Source organism: Microbacterium sp. CFH 31415, from assembly GCF_022538185.1.
Lineage (GTDB): Bacteria > Actinomycetota > Actinomycetes > Actinomycetales > Microbacteriaceae > Microbacterium.
Genome location: NZ_JAKYXC010000003.1, coordinates 189,982 through 209,641, shown reverse-complemented (window position 1 = coordinate 209,641; position 19,660 = coordinate 189,982). Strand labels below are relative to the sequence as shown.

Sequence of the window (19,660 nt, the reverse complement as noted above, 5' to 3'; positions counted from 1 at the left end):
CCGCGTGAGGTCAGGGGAACGCTGGAGGGGCGGCCCTCAGGAGGCGAGGACCTCGTCGAGGATGACGCTGGCCTTCTCTTCGTCGGTCTTCTCAGCGAGCGCGAGCTCGGACACGAGGATCTGCTTCGCCTTCGCGAGCATCCGCTTCTCGCCGGCCGAAAGGCCACGGTCCTGATCGCGGCGCCACAGGTCGCGCACGACCTCGCTGACCTTGATCACGTCGCCGGAGGCGAGCTTCTCGAGGTTCGCCTTGTAGCGGCGGGACCAGTTCGTGGGCTCCTCCGTGAAGGGAGCGCGCAGCACCTCGAAGACCTTGTCGAGGCCTTCCTTGCCGATCACATCGCGTACGCCGACCAGATCGACGTTCTCAGCGGGGACCTCGATGATCAGGTCACCCTGCGTGACGTTGAGCTTCAGGTATTTCTTGGTCTCACCCTTGATGATGCGGTCTTTGACCTCGATGATCGTTGCCGCGCCGTGGTGGGGGTAAACGACCGTCTCGCCAACCTCAAAAAGCATGGAGTTATGTCCTTTCGGCAACCTCCAGGATACCACAGGCGACATACGCTAAGGTTCTCCACCCCGGGCGCCGGGGAGGCGCCCCACAGCCGTCGCGCCGACCCCCTAGAATGCTGAAGAAGCCGTCATCCGTCCTGGGAGGATCTGTGAACTCGCGCCGCCTCATCGCGTCGATCGCCGTCGGGGCCGCTCTGGCTCTCGGAACGACCGGCTGCAGCATGATCTCGCCGCAGGCGACGACCATCGAGTACTCGGCGGCAGAGGGCGTGAACGTCTACGACAACGGCCCGCTCGACGTGCGCAACGCGTTCATCGTCGCGAACGAAGACGGCTCCGCCGGCAACTTCGTCGCCGCCATCGTCAACGACACCGACGAGTCGCACACGCTGCGCATCGAGCTCGGCGAGGGCTCGTCGTCGATCCCCCTTACGGTGCGCGTGCCCGCGAAGACGACGATCAGCCTCGGCGCCGACGGTGAAGACCCCATCCTGGTCGAAGACCTCGACACGCCTGCGGGCGCCGACATCCCGGGCTACTTCCAGTCGGGCGACGCCGAAGGCACGCTCATCCCGGTTCCCGTCCTCGACGGGGAGCTTCCGTACCTCGCGCCGCTCGTGCCGAGCGTCGCCGAGGCCACCGAGGGCTGAGCTCGCACACCACGACACCGAAGCCCGCCGGCGCAGATGCGCGGCGGGCTTCGTCGTGCCGGGTCTGCCTCGATCAGCCCTCGAAGCGGTAGCCGAGACCGCGCACCGTCACCAGCATGACGGGTGCACTCGGGTCGACCTCGATGCGCGAGCGGATGCGCTTGATGTGCACGTCGAGCGTCTTGGTGTCGCCGAAGTAGTCGCTCCCCCAGACGCGGTCGATGAGCTGGCCACGGGTCAGCACCCGCCCCGCGTTGCGCATCAGCACCTCGAGCAGCTCGAATTCCCTGAGGGGCATGCTGATCTCCGTGCCGTCCACCGCGACCGTGTGCCGGTCGATGTCGAGCACCACGCGCCCGGCGTCGAGGACGCGCTCGTCGAGGTCGGCGTCGACCTGCGCGAACCGGCGCAGCACCGCTCGCATGCGCGCGAGCAGCTCACGGGCCGAGTACGGCTTGGTGACGTAGTCGTCCGCGCCGAGTTCGAGCCCTACGACGATGTCGACCTCGGAGTCCTTCGCCGTCAGCATGATGATCGGCACCGTCGACGTGCTGCGGATCTGCCGGGCCACCTCGGTCCCCGGCATCCCCGGCAGCATGAGGTCGAGCAGGAGGATGTCGGCGCCGTGCTCGCGGAAGGCGGTGAGCGCCGCCGGTCCGTCCTCGGCGATCTCGACCTCGAAGCCCTCGCGGCGGAGCAGGTAGGCGAGCGGGTCGGCGAGGTCGGGCTCGTCCTCGACGATCAGGACGCGGGTCATACAGGTTCTCCGTTCGTAGAGAGGGGGCGGGAAGCTTCGGCGCGCGAGCGCTTCTTGCTCTTCCTGCGATCACGCTTGGGATCCGCCTGGTCGGCGGGCGGCGCGATCTCGGGCAGCCGGATGGTGAAGGTGGAGCCGCGTCCGGGGCGCGACCAGAGCCGCACCTCCCCGCCGTGGCGCTGGACCGCGTGCTTCACGATCGACAGCCCCAGCCCGCTCCCGCCGGTGCGACGGGCGCGCGCAGGGTCGGCGCGGTAGAAGCGCTCGAAGACGCGGTCCTGGTCACCCTCGGCGATGCCGATGCCCCGATCGGTCACGGCGATCTCGACGACGCCGTCGACCGACTTCACGCCCACCCCGACACTCGAACCCTGCGGCGAGTACGCGATCGCGTTCGCCACGAGGTTGCCCACCGCCTCGGTCAGCACCTGCGCGTCGCCACGCACCCACAGGCCGCGCGTTCCGCCTCGCACGACGTCGACGCCGGCGGAGCCGGCCTGGATGGCGTGGGTGTCGACCGCGGCTGCCACCACCTCGTCGACCGAGACGTCGCGTTCCTCGGTGAGCTCGTCGGCGGACTGCAGGCGCGACAGGTTCAGGATGCGCGATGTCAGCAGCGCCAGCCGGTTCGCCTCGGCCGTCAGCCGCGACGCGAAGATCCGCACCTGCGGCGGGTCGTCGGCGGCCGACTCGATCGCCTCGGCGAGAAGCGTCACGGCGCCGACCGGCGTCTTCAGCTCGTGGCTCGTGTTCGCCACGAAGTCCCGCCGCATCTGCTCGACGCGCTCGCGCTCGGTGATGTCGCGGATCACGAGGAGCGTCAGCCGGGGCGAGATGGGCGTGGCCCGCACGACGACCAGGCGGGGCTCCGCGGGTCGCGCGCCGCGGTGCAGACGCAGTGTCGCGGTCTCCGACGTGGTGCCCGCCCGGACGGTGCGCACGAGCGCACGAAGCTGCTCGTCCGGCATCGCGCGCCCTTCGGCGAGCTGGAACGGCGCGGCGGCCGCAGAGGCAGCCAGCACGGTGAACGATGCATCGGCGACGACGGCCGCCTCGTCCATGCCGTGCAGCACTTCGCGCACCCCGTCCGGGATGGCGAGCGACGTCTCGACCCGCGCGCGGTCGCGTGCACGCAGAGCGATGACGATGACCGCGGCGACGGAGCCCCCGATGACGACGCCGGCGAGGAGGGCGAGCAGCGCGAGCTGCGTCGTGTCCATGGCACCAGCGTAGAGGGCGCGTCCGGGCGCTCTCGTCCCTAGTAGCCGTGTGCGAGGCGCCGCCGGATACTATTCACCGCGGCGGCACCGTCCGTTAACCTTCGCGGGCGAGGATCGCCCCATCGCGCAGGCGGAAGCCTGCCCCGAAAGGAAAGGTGCGTCGGAATGCGCGAAGTCTTCCATCAGTCACTCGAGGACGTCCAGGCTCGGCTCGTCGAGATCGCGGAGCTGGTCACGGTGGCGATCGACAAGGCGACGCAGGCGTTCGGCACGAGTGACGTCGGCCTCGCCGAGGAGGTCATCGAGGCAGACGACGTCATCGACGAGAAGGCGGTCGCGCTCGACGAGCTCGCGATCGAGATCCTCGCCAGGCAGCAGCCCGTCGCACGCGACCTGCGCATCGTCGTGAGCGCGCTGCGCATGAGTGCGTCACTGGAGCGCATGGGCGACATCGCCGAGCACATCGCGCAGCTCACGCGCATGCGCTTCCCCGACCGCGCGATTCCGAAGGGACTGAAGTCCACGTTCCTCAAGATGGGACGGCTCGACGTCGAGGCCGCCCGCCTCCTCACCGAGCTGCTGCGCACGCAGGACGGCGACCTCATCGAGGCGATCCGCAGCGCCGACGACGAGCTCGACGACCTGCATGTCGCGGTGTTCGAGAAGGTGCTCAGCGACAGCTGGCAGGGCGAGGCGGCCGCGACCGTCGACGCGACGCTCGCGAGCCGCTACCACGAGCGGTTCGGCGACCACGCGGTGTCGGTGGCGAAGAAGGTCGCCTACCTCTCGACCGGCGACTGGACGCCGTCGACCGACGCGATCGAGATCATCACGAAGGGCTGAGCCCGGGAATCGAACAAGGGACCGGATGCCGCGGGCGAGGCATCCGGTCCCTTCTTCGTATGTAACGGTTCGGGCTAGTTCTTGCCCTGCGCGGCGACGGCGGCGGCGCCGGCCGCGGCGGCCTCGGGGTCGAGGTACTCACCCGGTGCGATGGGCTTGAGGTCTTCGTCGAGCCGGTAGACCAACGGGATGCCGGTGGGGATGTTCAGCTCGGCGATGTCGGCGTCGCTGATCCCGTCGAGGTGCTTCACGAGACCACGCAGCGAGTTGCCGTGCGCCGTGACGAGCACGGTCTTGCCGGCCTTCAGGTCGGGGACGATGTCGCTGTGCCAGTACGGCAGCATGCGGTCGATGACGATCTTCAGCGACTCGGTGTCGGGCACCTCGCCGTCGATGCCGACGTAGCGCGGGTCACCGACCTGGCTGTACTGGTCGTCGGCGGGCAGGGGCGACGGCGGCACGTCGAACGAGCGGCGCCACAGCATGAACTGCTCGTTGCCGAACTCCTCGAGGGTCTGGGCCTTGTCCTTGCCCTGCAGCGCGCCGTAGTGGCGCTCGTTGAGGCGCCACGAGCGCTTGACGGGGATCCACAGGCGGTCGGCCGCGTCGAGGGCGATGTCGGCGGTCTGGATGGCGCGGCTCAGCACCGAGGTGTGCAGGACGTCGGGAAGGATGCCGGACTCGGCGAGCAGCTCGCCGCCTCGCTGAGCCTCGGCCTTGCCCTGGTCGGTGAGGCGGACGTCGACCCATCCCGTGAACTGGTTGGTCTTGTTCCACTCGCTCTGGCCGTGGCGGAGGAGGATCAGCGTGTAGGGCGCAGTCATGGCCCCCATGATATCGGCGCGGCAAAGGCCCCTCCGGGCCGATGACGGACCGTGGCGCTCCACGGAGGCTCTCAGGCAGCCGATGGCACGATGGAATGGTGAGCTCCGTCCGACCCCCGGCTGGGCCGGTGGTCGGACAGATCACGCGCGGCACCACGGGTACCAATCGCCTGCGCCGCGTCGACCGCTGGATCGCGCGGCACTCCGCGCTGCGCCATGCGGCTGACCCGCTCGTGGTCGACCTCGGCTACGGCGCGAGCGGCGTGACGGCGTTCGAGCAGTGGGCCCGGCTCTCGGCCGCCCGGCCCGACGTGGAGGTGCTGGGACTCGAGATCGACCCGGCCCGGGTGACGCGAGCGCGCGCCCAACTGCAGCGGGTTCGGGCGGGGGCGACGCCCTTCGCCGCCCATGCGCACGTCTCGTTCGCGCGCGGAGGCTTCGAGGTGCCGGTGGCCGGCGGCCGGCGCCCGGCGATCATCCGCGCGATGAACGTGCTGCGTCAGTACGACGAGGCCGACGTCCCGGCGGCCTGGCGGTCGATGACATCGCGGCTGGCCCCCGGCGGCGTGCTCGTCGAGGGCACGTGCGACGAGATCGGCCGCATCGCGACGTGGGTCGCGCTGAGCGACGACGGCATGCCCCGCTCGTTCACGATCTCGCTGCGGCTGGCAGAGCTCGAGCAGCCGTCGATCGCGGCGGAGCGCCTGCCCAAGGCGCTCATCCACCGCAACGTGCCGGGCGAGCGCATCCACGACCTGCTGCGGCAGCTCGACACCGAGTGGGCGCGTGCTGCGGGGGTATCGCCCTTCGGTCCCGTCGAGCGCTGGCGCACCGCGCTCGCGGGGCTCGCGGCATCCGGCTGGCCCCTCCTCGACCGCTCGCGGTGGCGTCTCGGCGAACTGACGCTGCCCTGGGAGGCCGTGGCACCTGCGAGCTGAGCGCGCGGACCGCTCAGATGCGGGGAACCGTCGCCCGCGCCTCCGCGGCGGGCATCCCGGTCGCCGTGAGCAGGTCGACCGCGAGCGGGCGCAGCGCGCCGATGAGGTTCTGGTCGCCCAGCGAGGCGTCGGGGAGCAGCGCAGCCGGATCGAGGCGCGCGGCCACGGTCGAGAGGGCGGCACGTGCATCGGGCACGCGCGAGCGGTCGTCGATCGACTCGGCGACCAGCACCGCCCCGCGCATGAGCTCGGCGAGCACATCGGCTGCCACCGGTCGGGGCACGCCGTCGTCGCACAGGTACACGACGCGGCGCGCGATGACGCGCAGGTTGCGCGACGCGAGCTCGGCCGACTCGCGGATGCCGTCCTGACGCTCCAGCTCGGCCCGCTGGCGCCGCAGGAAGGGCGAGATGCGGGCGATCGCACGGCCGGACTCGAGCGAGAGCGTCCAGTCGTCGAGGAGCGGCTGGGTGGCTCGCGCCTTCTCGAGCCCGCGCTCCGCCCGCAGCCGGTCGCCTCGCCGCAGCGCCTGCACCAGGAGTCCCGACACCCGGTCGAGCGCTGCGAAGAGCGCACGCCCCTCGCGCAGGGCGTCGCGCAGCGGGTTGCGCGGGATGAGTGCGGTGACGACGAGGGCCGCGATGCCGCCGATGATCCCGTCGATCAGCCGCAGGAAGGGCGCCGTCGCCGGGATGATGATGACGATGAGCGACTGGATGGCGGCCGCGATCGCGAAGCCGGCCTTCGCCGACAGCAGCCGCGCGATGACGAGCGTGATGCCCAGCGCCAGCCCGAGCTGCCACCAGCCGTCGCCGGTGAGCAGGAGCAGCACCTCGGCGACGAGGATGCCGACCAGCATCCCGAGCACCGTCTCGAGCACGCGCCGCGGGCGGGCGTCGCGCACCAGCCCGAGGCTGCCCACGGTGACGGTCGCCGCGAGGAGCGGCGCGGGGTGCCCCAGCACGTAGTGCGCGAACACGTACGCGCCGGTGGCCGCGACGACGATCTGCAGGATCGGGATGGCGGAGTCGCGGACCCGCAGGAGCGCGGGTCGCGGGTTCAGGCGCGAGCGCCAGCCTGTCGTGATCGCCGTGGTGGTGGGTGGTCCGCTCATGCGGCCCGCCCCTCCCCGGGCAAGGTCATTTCGCGGGAGCCCGGCGCGAGAGTCTCGGCAGGCGCGGCACGTTGGCGGTCGCTCCCGCCTCGGGCGGCACGACGACCTCCTGCGCGGCGGTGACCGGGCCGTCCTCGGTGTCGACGAGCAGCGTTGCGTCGACCGGTGTGGAGCGGCGGACGATCGCGAGCGCGATCGGCCCCTCCTCGAAGTGCAGGGCGACCGAGGTGACGGCGCCGACCGCGTCGTCTCCGACGCGCACCGCGGCACCGCGCTCGGGGAGCACGCTCCCGCTGCCGTCGAGCTGCAGCGCGACCAGGCGCCGGGGCGGGTGACCGAGATTGTGCACCTTGGCGACCGTCTCCTGACCGCGGTAGCAGCCCTTGCTGAGGTGCACGGCCGTGCGCAGCCAGTCGAGCTCGTGCGGAAGGACGCGCTCGTCGACGTCGGCCGACCAGCGGGGGCGCCAGGCGGCGACGCGCAGGGCATCGGCGGCGGAAAGTCCGACGACCGCGAGTTCGCCCGCGGCCGCGGCATCCGCGATCCTCTTCTCCTCGTCGCGGGTGACCAGCGCCTCGGCCCAGTCGCGGGCCGCACCCGGGTGCGGGTCGACGGCGGCGTAGCCCCAGCCGCCCGTCGAGACGGCGGGCCACGGGTCGGTCCACACGAGCGGAACGCCTCCCGGCTGCACGACGGTGAGCGCGGACAGGGCCGCGGTGGTGCCGCCGAAGACCGCGTACTCGTCGCTCGCGTCGCGCGGGGCCACCCGCAGGCGGAACCGCATGCGGAGCAGCCAGGCGAGGAGTCCCTCGGCGTCGGGCTTGTCGACGATGAGCCATGTGGTCTCGCCGTCGTCGAGGACGGATGCCGCGTGCTCGACGTGTCCTTGCGGGTCGAGCACCAGCAGCTCGGTGCTCACGCCCGGAGGCAGCGACGCCAGCGCCTGTGACGTCAGCGAGTCGAGCCAGGTCAGGCGGTCCTCGCCGGGGACGGCCAGCACCGCACGATCGCCGAGCGGAACCACTGCGCGGCCCTCCGAGAGCGCGCGCTGCTCGACCAGCGGGTTGCCGACGTGCTGGAGGCCGGCGTCGTCGACGACGGCACCGGGAAGCGATGTGAACGGGGAGTCCATCATTCCGCCCGCGCGAGTCGGGCCGACGCGTGCGCGCCGAGCTCTTCGCCGAGGGCGGCCATGTCCCACGCCCAGAGCAGGTGACCGTCGACGAGACCGTACATGCGGGTCGCCGCGGCGTACGTCTTCGCGCCGGCCGGGCGCACGACGGCGTCGGTGGCGATGTCGATGCGCGGACCGCGGATCTGGCCGAGGTACAGCTCGCTCACCCCGTCGGCGTGCACGAGCACGACCTCGATGTCGAAGCCGCCCTCGCCGTTGCGGAGGAGCTCGACGTCGTCGACGGTGCGCGGCGCGGCGCTCTCGAGGGCCGGCAACAGGCCGGGACCCGCGTCGGCGGCGGTCGCAGGACGCGAGAGGCGCCAGTAGCCCATCTCGGCCACGAGGGGCGTGCGCTGGTCGCCCTCGCCGTGGAGCCAGGCGCTCGCGGAGTAGTTCAGGTAGTCGCCGCCGTCATGGCTGAAGCTCACGCGGTGCGTGAACTCGCCCGCGTAGGCGTGGTCGGCGTAGTCGATCACGCCGGTCCCCTCCCACACCCCGATGAGCCACGACAGCGGCGCGAGGTCGGCGGGGAGGTCGGTCGGCAGATCCAGCATCGCGCGACCGATCAGCGCTGGCCGCGGTACAGGTTCTTGAGGACGACGACGGACACGAAGGCGATCGCGAGCGATGCCAGACCGAGGAGACCCACGAAGAAGAGCTCGAGCGCGAAGAGATCCATGGCTCCTAGCCTAAACCGGATCCGATCCGCGGCGCGGCGTGTGTCATCCCGGGACGATCGCAGCCAGCCCGAACCCGAGGCTGATGACACCCAGTACGACGAGGGCGCCGAGGGCGCTGGCGGCGACGCGCTCGGTGAAGCCCTGCGAGCGACCGGACCACAACTGCACGATGAAGGCGAGGATGAGGCATCCGCCGAGCCCGACCGCCAGCCACTGCGCACGCCAGGCGTCGCCGGCGAAGAGTCCGACGAGCACGCCGATCACGGCGGCCACGACCCACACGGCGATGATTCCGCCGACGGTCCGGCGCGGAGCGAGTTCTGGAACTGCCACGGTGCCATTCTTCCCCAACCGGCTCCCGCGCGCACGATCCGGAGTCGAGGTCGTGCGACGTCGCGTGATGTCGCCGCGCGGAAGCTGTTTCCGCTCACGCCCTACACTGGGTGCACGGCGCACCCCGCGCGCTGGAAAGGCGACGCTTTGGCACAGCTCCTGGTTCTGAGCTCCACACACGGAGGCGGTCCTGTCCTGCCGTCGCTCGAACTGCTGAGCCACCGCGTGCGCCAGATCCCCGCCGAGCCGGCCCAGCTGGTCAACGCGCCGAGCGCCGACGTCATCTTCGTCGACGCGCGAGTCGACCTCGTGGGCGCCAAGTCGCTCTGCAAGATCCTCAACACGACCGGGCTCGACGCGCCGCTGCTGCTCGTCGTGACCGAAGGCGGACTCACCGCCGTGTCGACCGACTGGGGCATCGACGACGTCATCCTCGTCACCGCCGGGCCCGCCGAGGTCGACGCACGCATCCGCCTCGCCATCGGCCGCATGACCAAGGAGCAGGTCTCGACCCGCATCCAGACGTCGGGCATCACGATCGACGAGTCGTCGTACTCCGCGAAGGTGCACGGCAAGCCGCTCGACCTCACGTACAAGGAGTTCCAGCTCCTCCACTTCTTCGCGACCCACCCGTCGCGCGTCTTCACCCGAGAGCAGCTTCTCAGCGAGGTGTGGGGCTACGACTACTTCGGCGGAACCCGCACCGTCGACGTGCATGTGCGACGCCTGCGCGCCAAGCTCGGCGACCTCGAGCAGCTCATCGGAACGGTGCGCAACGTCGGCTATCGGTTCAACGTCTACGAGGACGACCAGCTGCCGACCCCCCGCGAGCGCACCGACGCCTAGGGAAGCATTCGCACTCTCGTCATCTGTCCCTGCAATGATGAGGGGATGATCGAACACGACGTGCTCGACGCCGGCCTCGGCGACGCCGACGACGACGACTTCGACCTGGACGAGGAACTCGACGCGCAGCTGCCCGAACACCGCTATCTCGACCGGGAGCTCAGTTGGCTCGCGTTCAACCAGCGCGTCCTCGAACTCGCCGAGGATCCGGCTCTGCCGGTCCTCGAACGCGCGAACTACCTCGCGATCTTCGCGAGCAACCTCGACGAGTTCTTCATGGTGCGCGTCGCCGGCCTGAAGCGCCGCATCGTCACCGGGCTCGCCGTGCCGACCAACGTCGGCCGGGCGCCCGCGGAGGTGCTCGCCGACATCTCGCAGGAAGCCCACCGCCTGCAGCTGCGCCATGCCGACGCGTGGACGAAGCTCGTCATGCCCGCCCTCTCCGACGCCGGCGTCCAGATGGTGACGTACGACTCGCTCGGTGACGAGGACCGCGCCGCGCTCTACGAGTACTTCCAGGCGCAGGTGTTCCCGGTCCTGATGCCGCTCGCCGTCGACCCGGCGCACCCGTTCCCCTACATCTCGGGGCTCTCGCTGAACCTCGCGATCCGCATCCGCAACGCCCGCACCGGGCGCCAGGAGTTCGCGCGCCTCAAGGTGCCGCCGATGCTCCCCCGCTTCGTGGAGGTGCCGGCGACCAACGGCACGGGGCGGTACCTGCCGCTCGAGGACCTCATCTCGAACCACCTCGACGACCTCTTCCCCGGCATGGAGGTGCTCGACCACCACGCCTTTCGCCTGACCCGCAACGAGGACGTGGCGATCGAGGAGGACGAGACCGAGAACCTGATCCAAGCGCTCGAGGCCGAGCTGCTGCGGCGCCGCTTCGGACCGCCGATCCGCCTCGAGATCACCGACGACATGGACGAGGTGACCCTCGAGCTGCTGATCCGCGAGCTCGACATCACCGAGCAGGAGGTCTACCGGCTGCCCGGTCCGCTCGACCTGCGCGGCCTGTTCGACCTGCGCATCGATCGCCCCGACCTGCGGTTCAAGCCGCACCTGCCGACCACCGCCATGGCGTTCCAGCCGGGCGACAACAACGAGCGACCCGACATCTTCGCCTCGATCCGCAAGGGCGACGTGCTCGTGCATCACCCGTACGAGTCCTTCGCCACGAGTGTGCAGGCGTTCCTCGAGCAGGCGGCGAAGGATCCGCACGTGCTCGCCATCAAGCAGACCCTGTATCGCACGTCGGGCGACAGCCCGATCGTCGAGGCGCTGATCGACGCCGCCGAGGCCGGTAAGCAGGTGCTCGCCCTCGTCGAGATCAAGGCGCGCTTCGACGAGGCGAACAACATCCTCTGGGCGCGCAAGCTCGAGAAGGCCGGCGTGCACGTCGTCTACGGCCTCGTGGGTCTGAAGACGCACTGCAAGCTGGCTCTGGTCATCCGCGAAGAAGGCGGCAAGCTGCGCAGCTACAGCCATGTCGGCACCGGCAACTACAACCCGAAGACCAGCCGCATCTACGAGGACTTCGGGCTCTTCACCGCCGACGACCAGGTCGGCCGCGACCTCACGCGCCTGTTCAACGAGCTGAGCGGCTACGCGATCGAGAAGAAGTTCAAGCGCCTTCTGGTCGCGCCGCTCCACCTGCGCAAGGGCCTCCTGCGGCTCATCGACAAGGAGCGCCGCAACGCGCTCGCCGGCAAGCCCGCCAGCGTGCGGATCAAGGTCAATTCGATGGTCGACGAGCAGATCATCGATGCGCTCTACCGGGCGAGCCAGGCCGGTGTGAAGGTCGAGGTTTGGGTGCGCGGCATCTGCTCGCTCAAGCCGGGGGTGCCCGGCATGAGCGAGAACATCACGGTGCGCAGCATCCTGGGCCGCTATCTTGAGCACTCGCGCATCTTCGCGTTCCTCAACGACGGCGACCCGCAGGTGTACATCGGCAGCGCCGACATGATGCACCGCAACCTCGACCGCCGTGTCGAGGCGCTCGTGCGCGTGGTGGCCCCCGCCCATATCAAGGAGCTCTCGGACTTCTTCGACCTCGCGATGAGCGACGGATCGAGTTCCTGGCACCTCGGCCCCGACGGTGAGTGGGTGAGGCACAACATCAATGCGGACGGCAAGCTCCTGGTCGACGTGCAGGACCGCACCATGACGAACGTGCAGCGCCGTCGGCGGGCACGCGCGGTGCGATGACCGAGACCGCCGTCTACGCCGCCGGAGGCGTCGTCTGGCGCGTCGTCGACGCGAAGCTGCGGGTGCTGCTGATCCATCGCACGAAGTATCGCGACGTCACGCTCCCCAAGGGCAAGGTCGACCCCGGTGAGATGCTCGCCGAGACCGCCGCACGCGAGATCCTCGAAGAGACCGGCATCCGCGTCGCACTCGGCGTGCCCGTCGGCGTCTCGCGCTACCGCCTGCCCAGCAAACGCCAGAAGATCGTGCACTACTGGGCGGCGGAGGCGACGGACGAAGCGATCCGGGCATCGGCGTTCGTGCCGAACAAGGAGATCGCCGCCCTCGAGTGGGTCACCCCGAAGAAGGCGCTGGCACGTCTGAGCTATCCGGTCGACGTCGAGATCATCGAGAACTTCATGAGCCTGGTCGACGAGGGCGTGCTGCGCACGTTCCCGATCATCGCGCTCCGGCACGCCAAGGCCATCGGCCGAGAGGAATGGGACGGAGAGGACGCCGCGCGCCCGCTCTCCACTCGCGGCCGCAGACAGGCCGACTCGATCGTCGGCCCGCTGCTGGCGTTCGGCGCCCGCAAGCTGATCTCGAGCCCCGCCGTCCGCTGCATGAAGACCGTCGCGCCACTGTCCGCCGCGCTCGGCCGGAAGATCGACAAGTCGAAGCTCATCAGCCAGGACGCGTGGGAAGAGGGCGCCTCCGACGCGCGCACCGTCATCGGCGAGCGTGTGCGCGCACGCAAGCCCGCGGTGCTGTGCAGCCACGGACCGGTGCTCCCCGAGATCCTCTCGGAGATCGCGATGGCGACCGGGACTCTGCGCGGGTCGTACCTCGGCAGCGCATCGGCGCTCGAGCCGGCGGCGTTCTCGATCGTGCACCTGTCGGTGGAGAACCCGGGCTCGGGCATCGTCACCATCGAGACACACACCCCCAAGGTCTGACCTGAGATTCGGGATGCCTCGCGCGCGGCATCCCGTTCACCTTCCGTTCACCCGGCGAGCGCACTCTCTTAAGAGTCCCCGCCTACGTTTCAGGCGAGCCCTGCACCGGGCTCATCACCCGAAGCCCACACGGGCCTCTTTTCCCTGACACGTGAAGGATTCACACAGTGAAGATCTCCCGCATCGCCCAGGTGGGCGCTGTCGCCGCAGTCGCGGCCCTCGCCCTCGCCGGCTGCGCCTCCAACGAGACCACCCCCGGTGGCTCGACCGATGCCCCCACCACCTCCGACCTGTCCGGCGAGATCGCCGGCGGTGGCGCGTCGTCCCAGGAGGTCGCGGTCGCGGCGTGGACCGCCGGCTTCCAGACCGCCAACCCCGACGTCACGATCACGTACGACCCGGCAGGCTCGGGCGCGGGTCGCGAGTCGTTCCAGGCCGGCGCCTTCCCGTTCGCGGGATCGGACCGTGCCTTCAAGATCGAGGAGCTCGAGGCCGGTCCGTTCGACAGCTGCGTCGACGGCTCGGGCATCGTCGAGCTTCCCACCTACATCTCTCCGATCGCCGTCATCTTCAACATCGACGGCGTTGACTCGCTGAACCTCGACGCCGCGACCATCGCGGGCCTGTTCTCGGGCGAGATCGCCAACTGGAACGACCCGGCGATCGCCGCCCTCAACGAGGGCGTGGAGCTTCCCGACCTCGCCGTGACCCCGGTCCACCGCGCCGACGACTCGGGCACGACCGAGAACTTCACCGACTACCTCTTCCAGGCAGCACCCGAGGAATGGACCGCGGAGCCCGACGGCGTGTGGCCCCTCTCCAGCGGCGAGGCCGCCCAGGGCACGTCGGGCGTCGTGTCCGCCGTCGCCGGCGGCAACGGCACGGTCGGCTACGCCGACGCGTCGCGCGCCGCCGAGGAGGGCCTGTCGACGGCCGCGGTCAAGGTCGGCGAAGAGTTCGTCGCGTACTCGCCGGAGGCCGCAGCGGCGATCGTCGACGCGTCGCCGTTCGAGGACGGCCGCGGCGAGGGCGACCTCGCCATCGCCCTGGACCGCACCTCGGATGCGGCCGGCGTCTACCCGATCGTGCTCGTGAGCTACATGATCGCGTGCCAGGAGTACGCCGACGCCGCCGTGGCACCGATCGTCAAGGGCTACCTGGAGTACGTCGCCAGCCCCGAGGGCCAGGATGCAGCGGCCGCCGCGGCGGGCAACGCCCCCATCTCGGACACGCTGCGCGAGAAGGTCACCGCGGCGATCGACTCGATCGTCACGGAGTGACACCTCGAGACCCGGCCCGGCTCTCCCGCCGGGCCGGGTCTCACCCCGAAGCCACCCGAACCAGAAGGACACCATGACCACCACGACCTCCCCCGCCATGGGCAAGGTCAGGCAGCGGCCCGGAGACCGCTGGTTCTCGGGCACCGCGCTCGCCGCGGGAAGCATGATCCTCGTGACGCTCGCCGCGGTCGCGATCTTCCTCATCGTCCAGTCCATCCCCGGACTGACGGCCACCGGCGACACCGCCTCGCTGCTGTCTACGAACTTCTGGGATTACGTGTGGCCGCTCGCCTTCGGCACGGTGTGGGCATCGCTGCTCGCCCTGCTCATGGCCGTGCCGCTGGCCGTCTCGGTGGCCCTCTTCATCTCGCACTACGCGCCGCGCCGCCTCGCGCAGGCGCTCGGCTACGTCGTCGACCTGCTGGCTGCGGTACCGTCCGTCGTCTTCGGCCTGTGGGGCATCATCGTGCTCGCCCCCGCCGTCCAGCCCGTCTACGCATGGCTCAACACGAACATGGGGTGGTTCCCGCTGTTCGGCGGCACCGTGTCGGCCACCGGCCGCACGATCTTCACCGCCGCGATCGTGCTCGCCGTGATGGTGGTGCCGATCATCACGGCGATCTGCCGCGAGATCTTCCTGCAGACCCCCGTGCTCCACGAAGAGGCGGCCCTCGCACTCGGCGCGACGCGCTGGGAGATGGTGCGCATGGCTGTGTTCCCCTTCGGCCGCAGCGGCATCGTCTCGGCCTCGATGCTCGGCCTCGGCCGCGCTCTCGGCGAGACGATGGCCGTCGCCATGGTGCTCTCGGCGACCGGAGTCGTCACTCTCCGGCTCTTCACCTCGGAGAACCCCAGCACCATCCCCGCGAACATCGCCCTGACGTTCCCCGAGGCCTATGGCGCGAACATCAACGTGCTGATCGCGACGGGCCTGATCCTCTTCATCGTCACCTTCGCCGTGAACGCGATCGCACGCTGGATCGTCAGCCGGCGCAAGGAATTCTCGGGAGCCAACTGACATGACCACCGTGACCGCTCCCCCGACCCCGACCCCGACGCTGCCGCCTGCGCCGGTGCGCGAGCATCAGCGCCTCACCAGCGGCCGGCTTCCGAAGTGGGCGCCGTGGGCGATCCTCGGCGCGAGCGCCCTGATCACCGGGCTGGTCTTCGGCGTCCTCGCGATGGCCGGCGGCTCAGATTTCAGCATCGCCGGGTGGGCCGTCGTCTCCGCGTTGGTCTACCTGGTGCTCATCACCGCGATCTCGAGCCTCGTCGAGGGGCGCCGCAAGGGCGTCGACCGCCTCGTGACGGGCGTCGTGACGGCCGCCTTCGCCGTCGCCATGGTGCCGCTCGTCTCGGTCGCGTGGACGGTGCTCGTCAACGGCATCGCGGGCCTCAGCGCCGAGTTCTTCTCGAGCTCGATGCGCAACGTCGTCGGCGAGGGCGGAGGCGCCCTGCACGCCGTCGTCGGCACCCTGCTGATCACGCTCGCCGCAGCCGTCATCTCGATCCCGATCGGCATCTTCACCGCGATCTACCTCGTCGAGTACGGCGCCGGGAAGCGTCTGGCGCAGGGCATCACGTTCCTCGTCGACGTGATGACCGGCATCCCGTCGATCGTCGCCGGTCTGTTCGCCTACGCGCTGTTCGCGCTGATCTTCGGACCCGGCATCCGCATGGGCATCATGGGGTCGATCGCGCTCTCGGTCCTCATGATCCCCGTCGTGGTGCGCTCGAGCGAGGAGATGCTGCGGCTCGTGCCCAACGAGCTGCGCGAGGCGTCGTACGCGCTGGGGGTGCCCAAGTGGCTCACCGTCACCAAGGTCGTCCTCCCGACGTCGATCGCGGGCATCACGACCGGCGTCATGCTGTCGATCTCGCGAGTCATCGGCGAGACCGCCCCGCTGCTGCTGACCGCGGGCGTCGCGTCGTCGATGAACTACAACCTGTTCGAGGGCCGCATGATGACGCTGCCCGTGTTCGCCTACACGCAGTACATGAACGCCGGAATCCCGGTGCAGGCCTACCACGACCGCGCCTGGGCTGCAGCGCTCGTGCTGATCGTCATCGTCATGCTGCTCAACCTGATCGCGCGCCTCGTCGCGAAGGTCTTCTCCCCCAAGCTCGGCCGCTGAGCGGCATCCCGAACCCGAATCGAAACCCGAGGAATCGTGTCCAAGAGCATCGAAGTCAACGATCTGAACGTCTACTACGGCGACTTCCGGGCCGTCGAGGGCGTCTCGCTCGACATCGAGCCGCGCAGCGTGACGGCCTTCATCGGCCCGTCCGGCTGCGGCAAGTCGACCTTCCTGCGCACGCTCAACCGCATGCACGAGGTGATCCCCGGCGCGCGGGTCGAGGGCCAGGTGCTGCTCGACGGCGACGACCTGTACGGCGCGAATGTCGACCCGGTGCTCGTGCGGCGGCAGGTCGGCATGGTGTTCCAGCGCCCCAACCCGTTCCCCACGATGTCGATCAAGGAGAACGTGCTGGCGGGCGTGAAGCTCAACAACAGGCGCATGGCGAAGTCCGACGCGGACGCGCTCGTCGAGAAGTCGCTGCGCGGTGCGAACCTGTGGAACGAGGTGAAGGACCGCCTCGACAAGCCGGGATCCGGCCTCTCCGGCGGTCAGCAGCAGCGACTGTGCATCGCCCGCGCGATCGCCGTCTCGCCCGATGTCATCCTGATGGACGAGCCCTGCTCGGCCCTCGACCCTATCTCGACGTACGCGATCGAGGAGCTCATCGGCGAGCTGAAGAACGAGTACACGGTCGTCATCGTCACGCACAACATGCAGCAGGCATCGCGCGTGAGCGATAAGACCGCCTTCTTCAACATCGCCGGCACCGGCAAGCCCGGCAAGCTCATCGAGTACGACGACACCCGTTCGATCTTCACCACCCCGTCGGTCCAGGCGACCGAGGACTACGTCTCCGGCCGCTTCGGGTAGACCGGGTCCTCGGCCGTCGCAACCTCGGAGATCCTGGGCGACTCGCCGGGCGCGGCATCCCTCCACCGGCGTGTCGGGCACGATCTCCGATCTTGCGACCGGCGTGCCTGCCTGCCGATCTTGCGACGACAGCGCCTCCTCCCGCGGATGCCGTGGCGACGGGTTGTCCACGGGCGGCGCCTTCGGCGACGAGCGGATGCCGCGACCCGCGCACGCTGGACTGATGTGCTCCACGACCCAGCAGGCCGTGCGCTCGCTGGCCGAGCTGCGCGAGGCAGGGCTCGGTCGCGCGGCCGTCGCGGCAGGTCTCGGTGACGGATCGCTGGTGCGGCTGCGGCGTGGGGTGTACGCGTCGGACGGATCGTGCGACGAGATCCGCCGGGCCGCGCAGCACGGCGGGTCGCTGGCCTGCGTCAGCGCTGCGCGGCACCTCGGGCTGTGGGTCCGCGGCGAAGCGGAAGAGCTGCACGTCTCGCTGCGCGCCCACGGACGCGCTTACGCCCACGACGACTGCGTCTGCGTGCGTCACTGGGACGCGGCCGCGGCGAAGAACGCATTCGGCATCCCCTCGTTGCCTCGCGTGCTGCGGCAGATCCTGCTGTGCCGCGGCGCCGAGGACTTCTTCGTCGCGCTCGAGTCGGCCCGTCGGCAGCGACTCATCTCGCAGCCCGGCCTCGCATGGCTGCGGTCTCACACGAACGCCGCCGGCCGAGATGCGATCGCCTTCTCCCGGTCCGACGCCGACAGCGGGCTCGAGTCGCTCCTGCGATGGCGCCTTCGACCCTACGGCCTCGCCCTGCGCACGCAGGTGCGGCTCACCTCGGTGGGCGTCGTCGACTTCCTGATCGGCGAGCGGCTGATCGTCGAGGTCGACGGCGTCGCGAACCACGACGGCGACTCGCAGCGGCACAAGGACCTCGTGCGCGACGCGAACGCCGCGGCGTGGGGGTTCGTCACCTTGCGGTTCGACTACGCCATGGTCGTCCACGACTGGGCGACTGTCGAGCTGGCGATCCTCGGCGCCCTCGACCGCCGACTGCACCTCGCCTGAGCTTCGCGCCCCACCTTTCGCCGCCGTGCACCTTTCGTCCCCCGGCGCCGTGCGTCGCCCCGCGCCGTTCGTCACCGCGCACCTTTCGTCGCCCCGCACCCGGCGCCTCCCGCACTACCCCGCGCCGCAGAATCGGAGATCCGCCCGACACGCCGGGCCGCGGCATCCCTCCACCGGCGAGTCCGACACGATCTCCGATGTTGCGACCAGGCGGCTCGGTCGCGAGCCACCCGCAGGGTCAGGGACGGTCAGGGTGCGTGACGCCCTCGGGGATCATCGCCACGCCGTACAGCGTGTCGACGAGAGTGCGGGGATGATGCGACGGCAGCCATCCGCTCGCGAGGAGCTGCTGGAAGCCGATGATCGCCGACACGAGCAGCACCGCGCGGCGGTCGGCCTCCTCGGCCGAGACACCGCACTGCTGCAAAAGGCCGCTGAGGTAGCCGACACGGCGCTCGGTGACTGCCGACACCGGCTCACGCACGTGCGCGGCCGCGGCGTCGGCGTAGAGGGTGCGCTCGCCGTTTCGCTGCGTCGAGCGGTGACCGATGATCTCGAACAGCTGCGCCAGCCTCGCCCGGGGGTCGGCGATGTGCTCGACCTCGGCGATGAGCTGCTCGGTCTCGAGCTCGCGCCAGCGCTCGAGCACGGCGTCGACGAGCGCTCGCCGGTCGGTGAAGTGCCAGTAGAACGAGCCCTTCGTGGCGCCCAGCGAGCGGGCCACGGGCTCCACGGCGATGGCGGCGATGCCGTCCGTGCTGAATCGCTCGTAGGCGGCATCGACCCAGTCGTCACGCGAAAGCCTTGCCATGTCCGTACCGTACCGTATAGTCTCAGCGACACCGTCCATACGGCGGCGTATGGGTCGTTCTCTGGGGAGGCACCGCATGAGAGAGCCGGCATTCTGGTCGCTTGCGCTCGCCGACATCGCCGATCCCGACTACACGCAGGTCTGGATCGACGTGCTGCCCGCACATGCGACCGCCGACCCTGCGGCGTGGGCGCGCAACCTCTTCTCGCGGTCGGCGCTCCCCCGCTGGATCGCGGCGCCGGTCGCGCTGGGCGCGCTGCTGCATCCGCGGGCGCGCGCATGCGACATGTTCACCGTGCGCCACGTCGAGGGTGAGGAGGCGCTCGTGAAGGTGGACGCCCGCACCGTCGACCTGCGTGTGGGCGTCGGCGTCGACGAGGAGCGCGCGCTCGTGCGCGTGGTGACCGCTATGCGGTTCAAGGGCCGCGGCGCGCGCCTCCGATCGCTGCCGGTGCGCCTGTCGCTCGCGCTGTTGATGCGGGGCATGCTCGCCCGCGCACGCCGCGAATTGTCAGGCGTGACCCGCTGA

At 70.1% G+C, this 19,660-nt stretch carries 21 protein-coding genes; 12 read left to right on the top strand and 9 right to left on the bottom strand.

The genetic code is table 11. The features are described 5' to 3' along the window. Positions 1–36 precede the first annotated feature (36 nt). Positions 37–519: a CarD family transcriptional regulator gene (locus tag MK786_RS05045; RefSeq protein ID WP_191765721.1), complete on the bottom strand. Its 483-nt coding sequence runs from the start codon at positions 517–519 to the stop codon at positions 37–39. A gap of 146 nt (positions 520–665) precedes the next feature. Here MK786_RS05045 and MK786_RS05040 point away from each other — a divergent pair, with 146 nt between their 5' ends. Next, on the top strand, positions 666–1,166 hold the full coding sequence (locus tag MK786_RS05040; protein WP_241111141.1) for a DNA modification methylase: 501 nt from the start codon (positions 666–668) through the stop codon (positions 1,164–1,166). Between the two features lie 73 nt (positions 1,167–1,239). On the opposite strand, the gene MK786_RS05035 is transcribed toward MK786_RS05040, so the two are convergent. Both MK786_RS05035 and MK786_RS05030 read right to left on the bottom strand, forming a co-directional pair. Beyond that, a complete protein-coding gene (locus tag MK786_RS05035; protein WP_241111140.1) occupies positions 1,240–1,923 on the bottom strand; it encodes a response regulator transcription factor in 684 nt (227 codons plus the stop codon). After that, a complete protein-coding gene (locus MK786_RS05030) occupies positions 1,920–3,143 on the bottom strand; it encodes a cell wall metabolism sensor histidine kinase WalK (RefSeq protein ID WP_241111139.1) in 1,224 nt (407 codons plus the stop codon). Before MK786_RS05030 ends, MK786_RS05035 begins: the two co-directional genes overlap by 4 nt. A gap of 165 nt (positions 3,144–3,308) precedes the next feature. Here MK786_RS05030 and phoU point away from each other — a divergent pair, with 165 nt between their 5' ends. Continuing rightward, the gene (phoU, locus tag MK786_RS05025; protein ID WP_241111138.1) at positions 3,309–3,986 is read left to right on the top strand and encodes a phosphate signaling complex protein PhoU; all 678 of its coding nucleotides are present in this window, start codon (positions 3,309–3,311) and stop codon (positions 3,984–3,986) included. 74 nt (positions 3,987–4,060) lie between these two features. Here phoU and MK786_RS05020 read toward each other — a convergent pair whose 3' ends face one another. Continuing rightward, complete coding sequence (locus tag MK786_RS05020) at positions 4,061–4,810, bottom strand: phosphoglyceromutase (RefSeq protein ID WP_241111137.1); 750 nt, start codon at positions 4,808–4,810, stop codon at positions 4,061–4,063. Positions 4,811–4,905: 95 nt separating this feature from the next. Here MK786_RS05020 and MK786_RS05015 point away from each other — a divergent pair, with 95 nt between their 5' ends. Further along, positions 4,906–5,748 carry a class I SAM-dependent methyltransferase gene (locus MK786_RS05015; RefSeq protein WP_374200427.1) on the top strand — a complete coding sequence of 281 codons (843 nt, stop codon included), beginning with the start codon at positions 4,906–4,908 and terminating at the stop codon, positions 5,746–5,748. Between the two features lie 13 nt (positions 5,749–5,761). On the opposite strand, the gene MK786_RS05010 is transcribed toward MK786_RS05015, so the two are convergent. The 4 genes from MK786_RS05010 to MK786_RS04995 form a co-directional block, all read right to left on the bottom strand. Further along, positions 5,762–6,862, bottom strand: a complete 1,101-nt coding sequence (locus MK786_RS05010) for an FUSC family protein (RefSeq protein WP_241111135.1) — start codon at positions 6,860–6,862, stop codon at positions 5,762–5,764. 25 nt (positions 6,863–6,887) lie between these two features. Continuing rightward, complete coding sequence (locus tag MK786_RS05005; protein ID WP_241111134.1) at positions 6,888–7,997, bottom strand: folate-binding protein YgfZ; 1,110 nt, start codon at positions 7,995–7,997, stop codon at positions 6,888–6,890. Further along, entirely contained in the window at positions 7,994–8,590 is a 597-nt protein-coding gene (locus tag MK786_RS05000) for an FABP family protein (protein WP_241111133.1), read from the bottom strand. Before MK786_RS05000 ends, MK786_RS05005 begins: the two co-directional genes overlap by 4 nt. A gap of 168 nt (positions 8,591–8,758) precedes the next feature. Continuing rightward, positions 8,759–9,049 (bottom strand): hypothetical protein, encoded by a 291-nt coding sequence (locus MK786_RS04995; protein ID WP_241111132.1) that lies wholly within the window; start codon positions 9,047–9,049, stop codon positions 8,759–8,761. Between the two features lie 147 nt (positions 9,050–9,196). Between MK786_RS04995 and MK786_RS04990 the strand changes: the two genes are divergently transcribed. From MK786_RS04990 to MK786_RS04955, 8 genes are all read left to right on the top strand, one after another. Then, positions 9,197–9,895 (top strand): response regulator transcription factor, encoded by a 699-nt coding sequence (locus MK786_RS04990; RefSeq protein WP_241111131.1) that lies wholly within the window; start codon positions 9,197–9,199, stop codon positions 9,893–9,895. A gap of 45 nt (positions 9,896–9,940) precedes the next feature. Then, positions 9,941–12,103: an RNA degradosome polyphosphate kinase gene (locus MK786_RS04985; RefSeq protein WP_241111130.1), complete on the top strand. Its 2,163-nt coding sequence runs from the start codon at positions 9,941–9,943 to the stop codon at positions 12,101–12,103. Next, on the top strand, positions 12,100–13,038 hold the full coding sequence (locus MK786_RS04980) for an NUDIX domain-containing protein (protein ID WP_241111129.1): 939 nt from the start codon (positions 12,100–12,102) through the stop codon (positions 13,036–13,038). Before MK786_RS04985 ends, MK786_RS04980 begins: the two co-directional genes overlap by 4 nt. A gap of 167 nt (positions 13,039–13,205) precedes the next feature. Beyond that, positions 13,206–14,318 (top strand): phosphate ABC transporter substrate-binding protein PstS, encoded by a 1,113-nt coding sequence (gene pstS / locus MK786_RS04975; RefSeq protein ID WP_241111128.1) that lies wholly within the window; start codon positions 13,206–13,208, stop codon positions 14,316–14,318. A 73-nt stretch (positions 14,319–14,391) separates the two neighbouring features. After that, positions 14,392–15,336, top strand: coding sequence for a phosphate ABC transporter permease subunit PstC (gene pstC / locus MK786_RS04970; protein WP_241111127.1), 945 nt, complete (start codon positions 14,392–14,394; stop codon positions 15,334–15,336). Position 15,337: 1 nt separating this feature from the next. Beyond that, positions 15,338–16,453, top strand: coding sequence for a phosphate ABC transporter permease PstA (gene pstA, locus MK786_RS04965; protein ID WP_241111126.1), 1,116 nt, complete (start codon positions 15,338–15,340; stop codon positions 16,451–16,453). 36 nt (positions 16,454–16,489) lie between these two features. After that, entirely contained in the window at positions 16,490–17,269 is a 780-nt protein-coding gene (pstB, locus tag MK786_RS04960; RefSeq protein ID WP_241111125.1) for a phosphate ABC transporter ATP-binding protein PstB, read from the top strand. A gap of 223 nt (positions 17,270–17,492) precedes the next feature. Beyond that, the gene (locus MK786_RS04955; protein WP_241111124.1) at positions 17,493–18,320 is read left to right on the top strand and encodes an endonuclease domain-containing protein; all 828 of its coding nucleotides are present in this window, start codon (positions 17,493–17,495) and stop codon (positions 18,318–18,320) included. A 238-nt stretch (positions 18,321–18,558) separates the two neighbouring features. Here MK786_RS04955 and MK786_RS04950 read toward each other — a convergent pair whose 3' ends face one another. Next, positions 18,559–19,131 carry a TetR/AcrR family transcriptional regulator gene (locus MK786_RS04950; protein WP_241111123.1) on the bottom strand — a complete coding sequence of 191 codons (573 nt, stop codon included), beginning with the start codon at positions 19,129–19,131 and terminating at the stop codon, positions 18,559–18,561. Between the two features lie 76 nt (positions 19,132–19,207). Between MK786_RS04950 and MK786_RS04945 the strand changes: the two genes are divergently transcribed. Next, positions 19,208–19,660, top strand: a complete 453-nt coding sequence (locus MK786_RS04945; protein WP_241111122.1) for a DUF2867 domain-containing protein — start codon at positions 19,208–19,210, stop codon at positions 19,658–19,660.

Coding starts and splice junctions, on each gene's coding strand:
- MK786_RS05045 (WP_191765721.1), bottom strand. CDS start 519: ATGCTTTTTGAGGTTGGCGAGACGGTCGTTTACCCCCACCACGGCGCG.
- MK786_RS05035 (WP_241111140.1), bottom strand. CDS start 1,923: ATGACCCGCGTCCTGATCGTCGAGGACGAGCCCGACCTCGCCGACCCG.
- MK786_RS05030 (WP_241111139.1), bottom strand. CDS start 3,143: ATGGACACGACGCAGCTCGCGCTGCTCGCCCTCCTCGCCGGCGTCGTC.
- phoU (WP_241111138.1), top strand. CDS start 3,309: ATGCGCGAAGTCTTCCATCAGTCACTCGAGGACGTCCAGGCTCGGCTC.
- MK786_RS05020 (WP_241111137.1), bottom strand. CDS start 4,810: ATGACTGCGCCCTACACGCTGATCCTCCTCCGCCACGGCCAGAGCGAG.
- MK786_RS05015 (WP_374200427.1), top strand. CDS start 4,906: ATGGTGAGCTCCGTCCGACCCCCGGCTGGGCCGGTGGTCGGACAGATC.
- MK786_RS05010 (WP_241111135.1), bottom strand. CDS start 6,862: ATGAGCGGACCACCCACCACCACGGCGATCACGACAGGCTGGCGCTCG.
- MK786_RS05005 (WP_241111134.1), bottom strand. CDS start 7,997: ATGATGGACTCCCCGTTCACATCGCTTCCCGGTGCCGTCGTCGACGAC.
- MK786_RS05000 (WP_241111133.1), bottom strand. CDS start 8,590: ATGCTGGATCTGCCGACCGACCTCCCCGCCGACCTCGCGCCGCTGTCG.
- MK786_RS04985 (WP_241111130.1), top strand. CDS start 9,941: ATGATCGAACACGACGTGCTCGACGCCGGCCTCGGCGACGCCGACGAC.
- MK786_RS04980 (WP_241111129.1), top strand. CDS start 12,100: ATGACCGAGACCGCCGTCTACGCCGCCGGAGGCGTCGTCTGGCGCGTC.
- pstC (WP_241111127.1), top strand. CDS start 14,392: ATGACCACCACGACCTCCCCCGCCATGGGCAAGGTCAGGCAGCGGCCC.
- pstA (WP_241111126.1), top strand. CDS start 15,338: ATGACCACCGTGACCGCTCCCCCGACCCCGACCCCGACGCTGCCGCCT.
- MK786_RS04955 (WP_241111124.1), top strand. CDS start 17,493: ATGTGCTCCACGACCCAGCAGGCCGTGCGCTCGCTGGCCGAGCTGCGC.
- MK786_RS04950 (WP_241111123.1), bottom strand. CDS start 19,131: ATGGCAAGGCTTTCGCGTGACGACTGGGTCGATGCCGCCTACGAGCGA.
- MK786_RS04945 (WP_241111122.1), top strand. CDS start 19,208: ATGAGAGAGCCGGCATTCTGGTCGCTTGCGCTCGCCGACATCGCCGAT.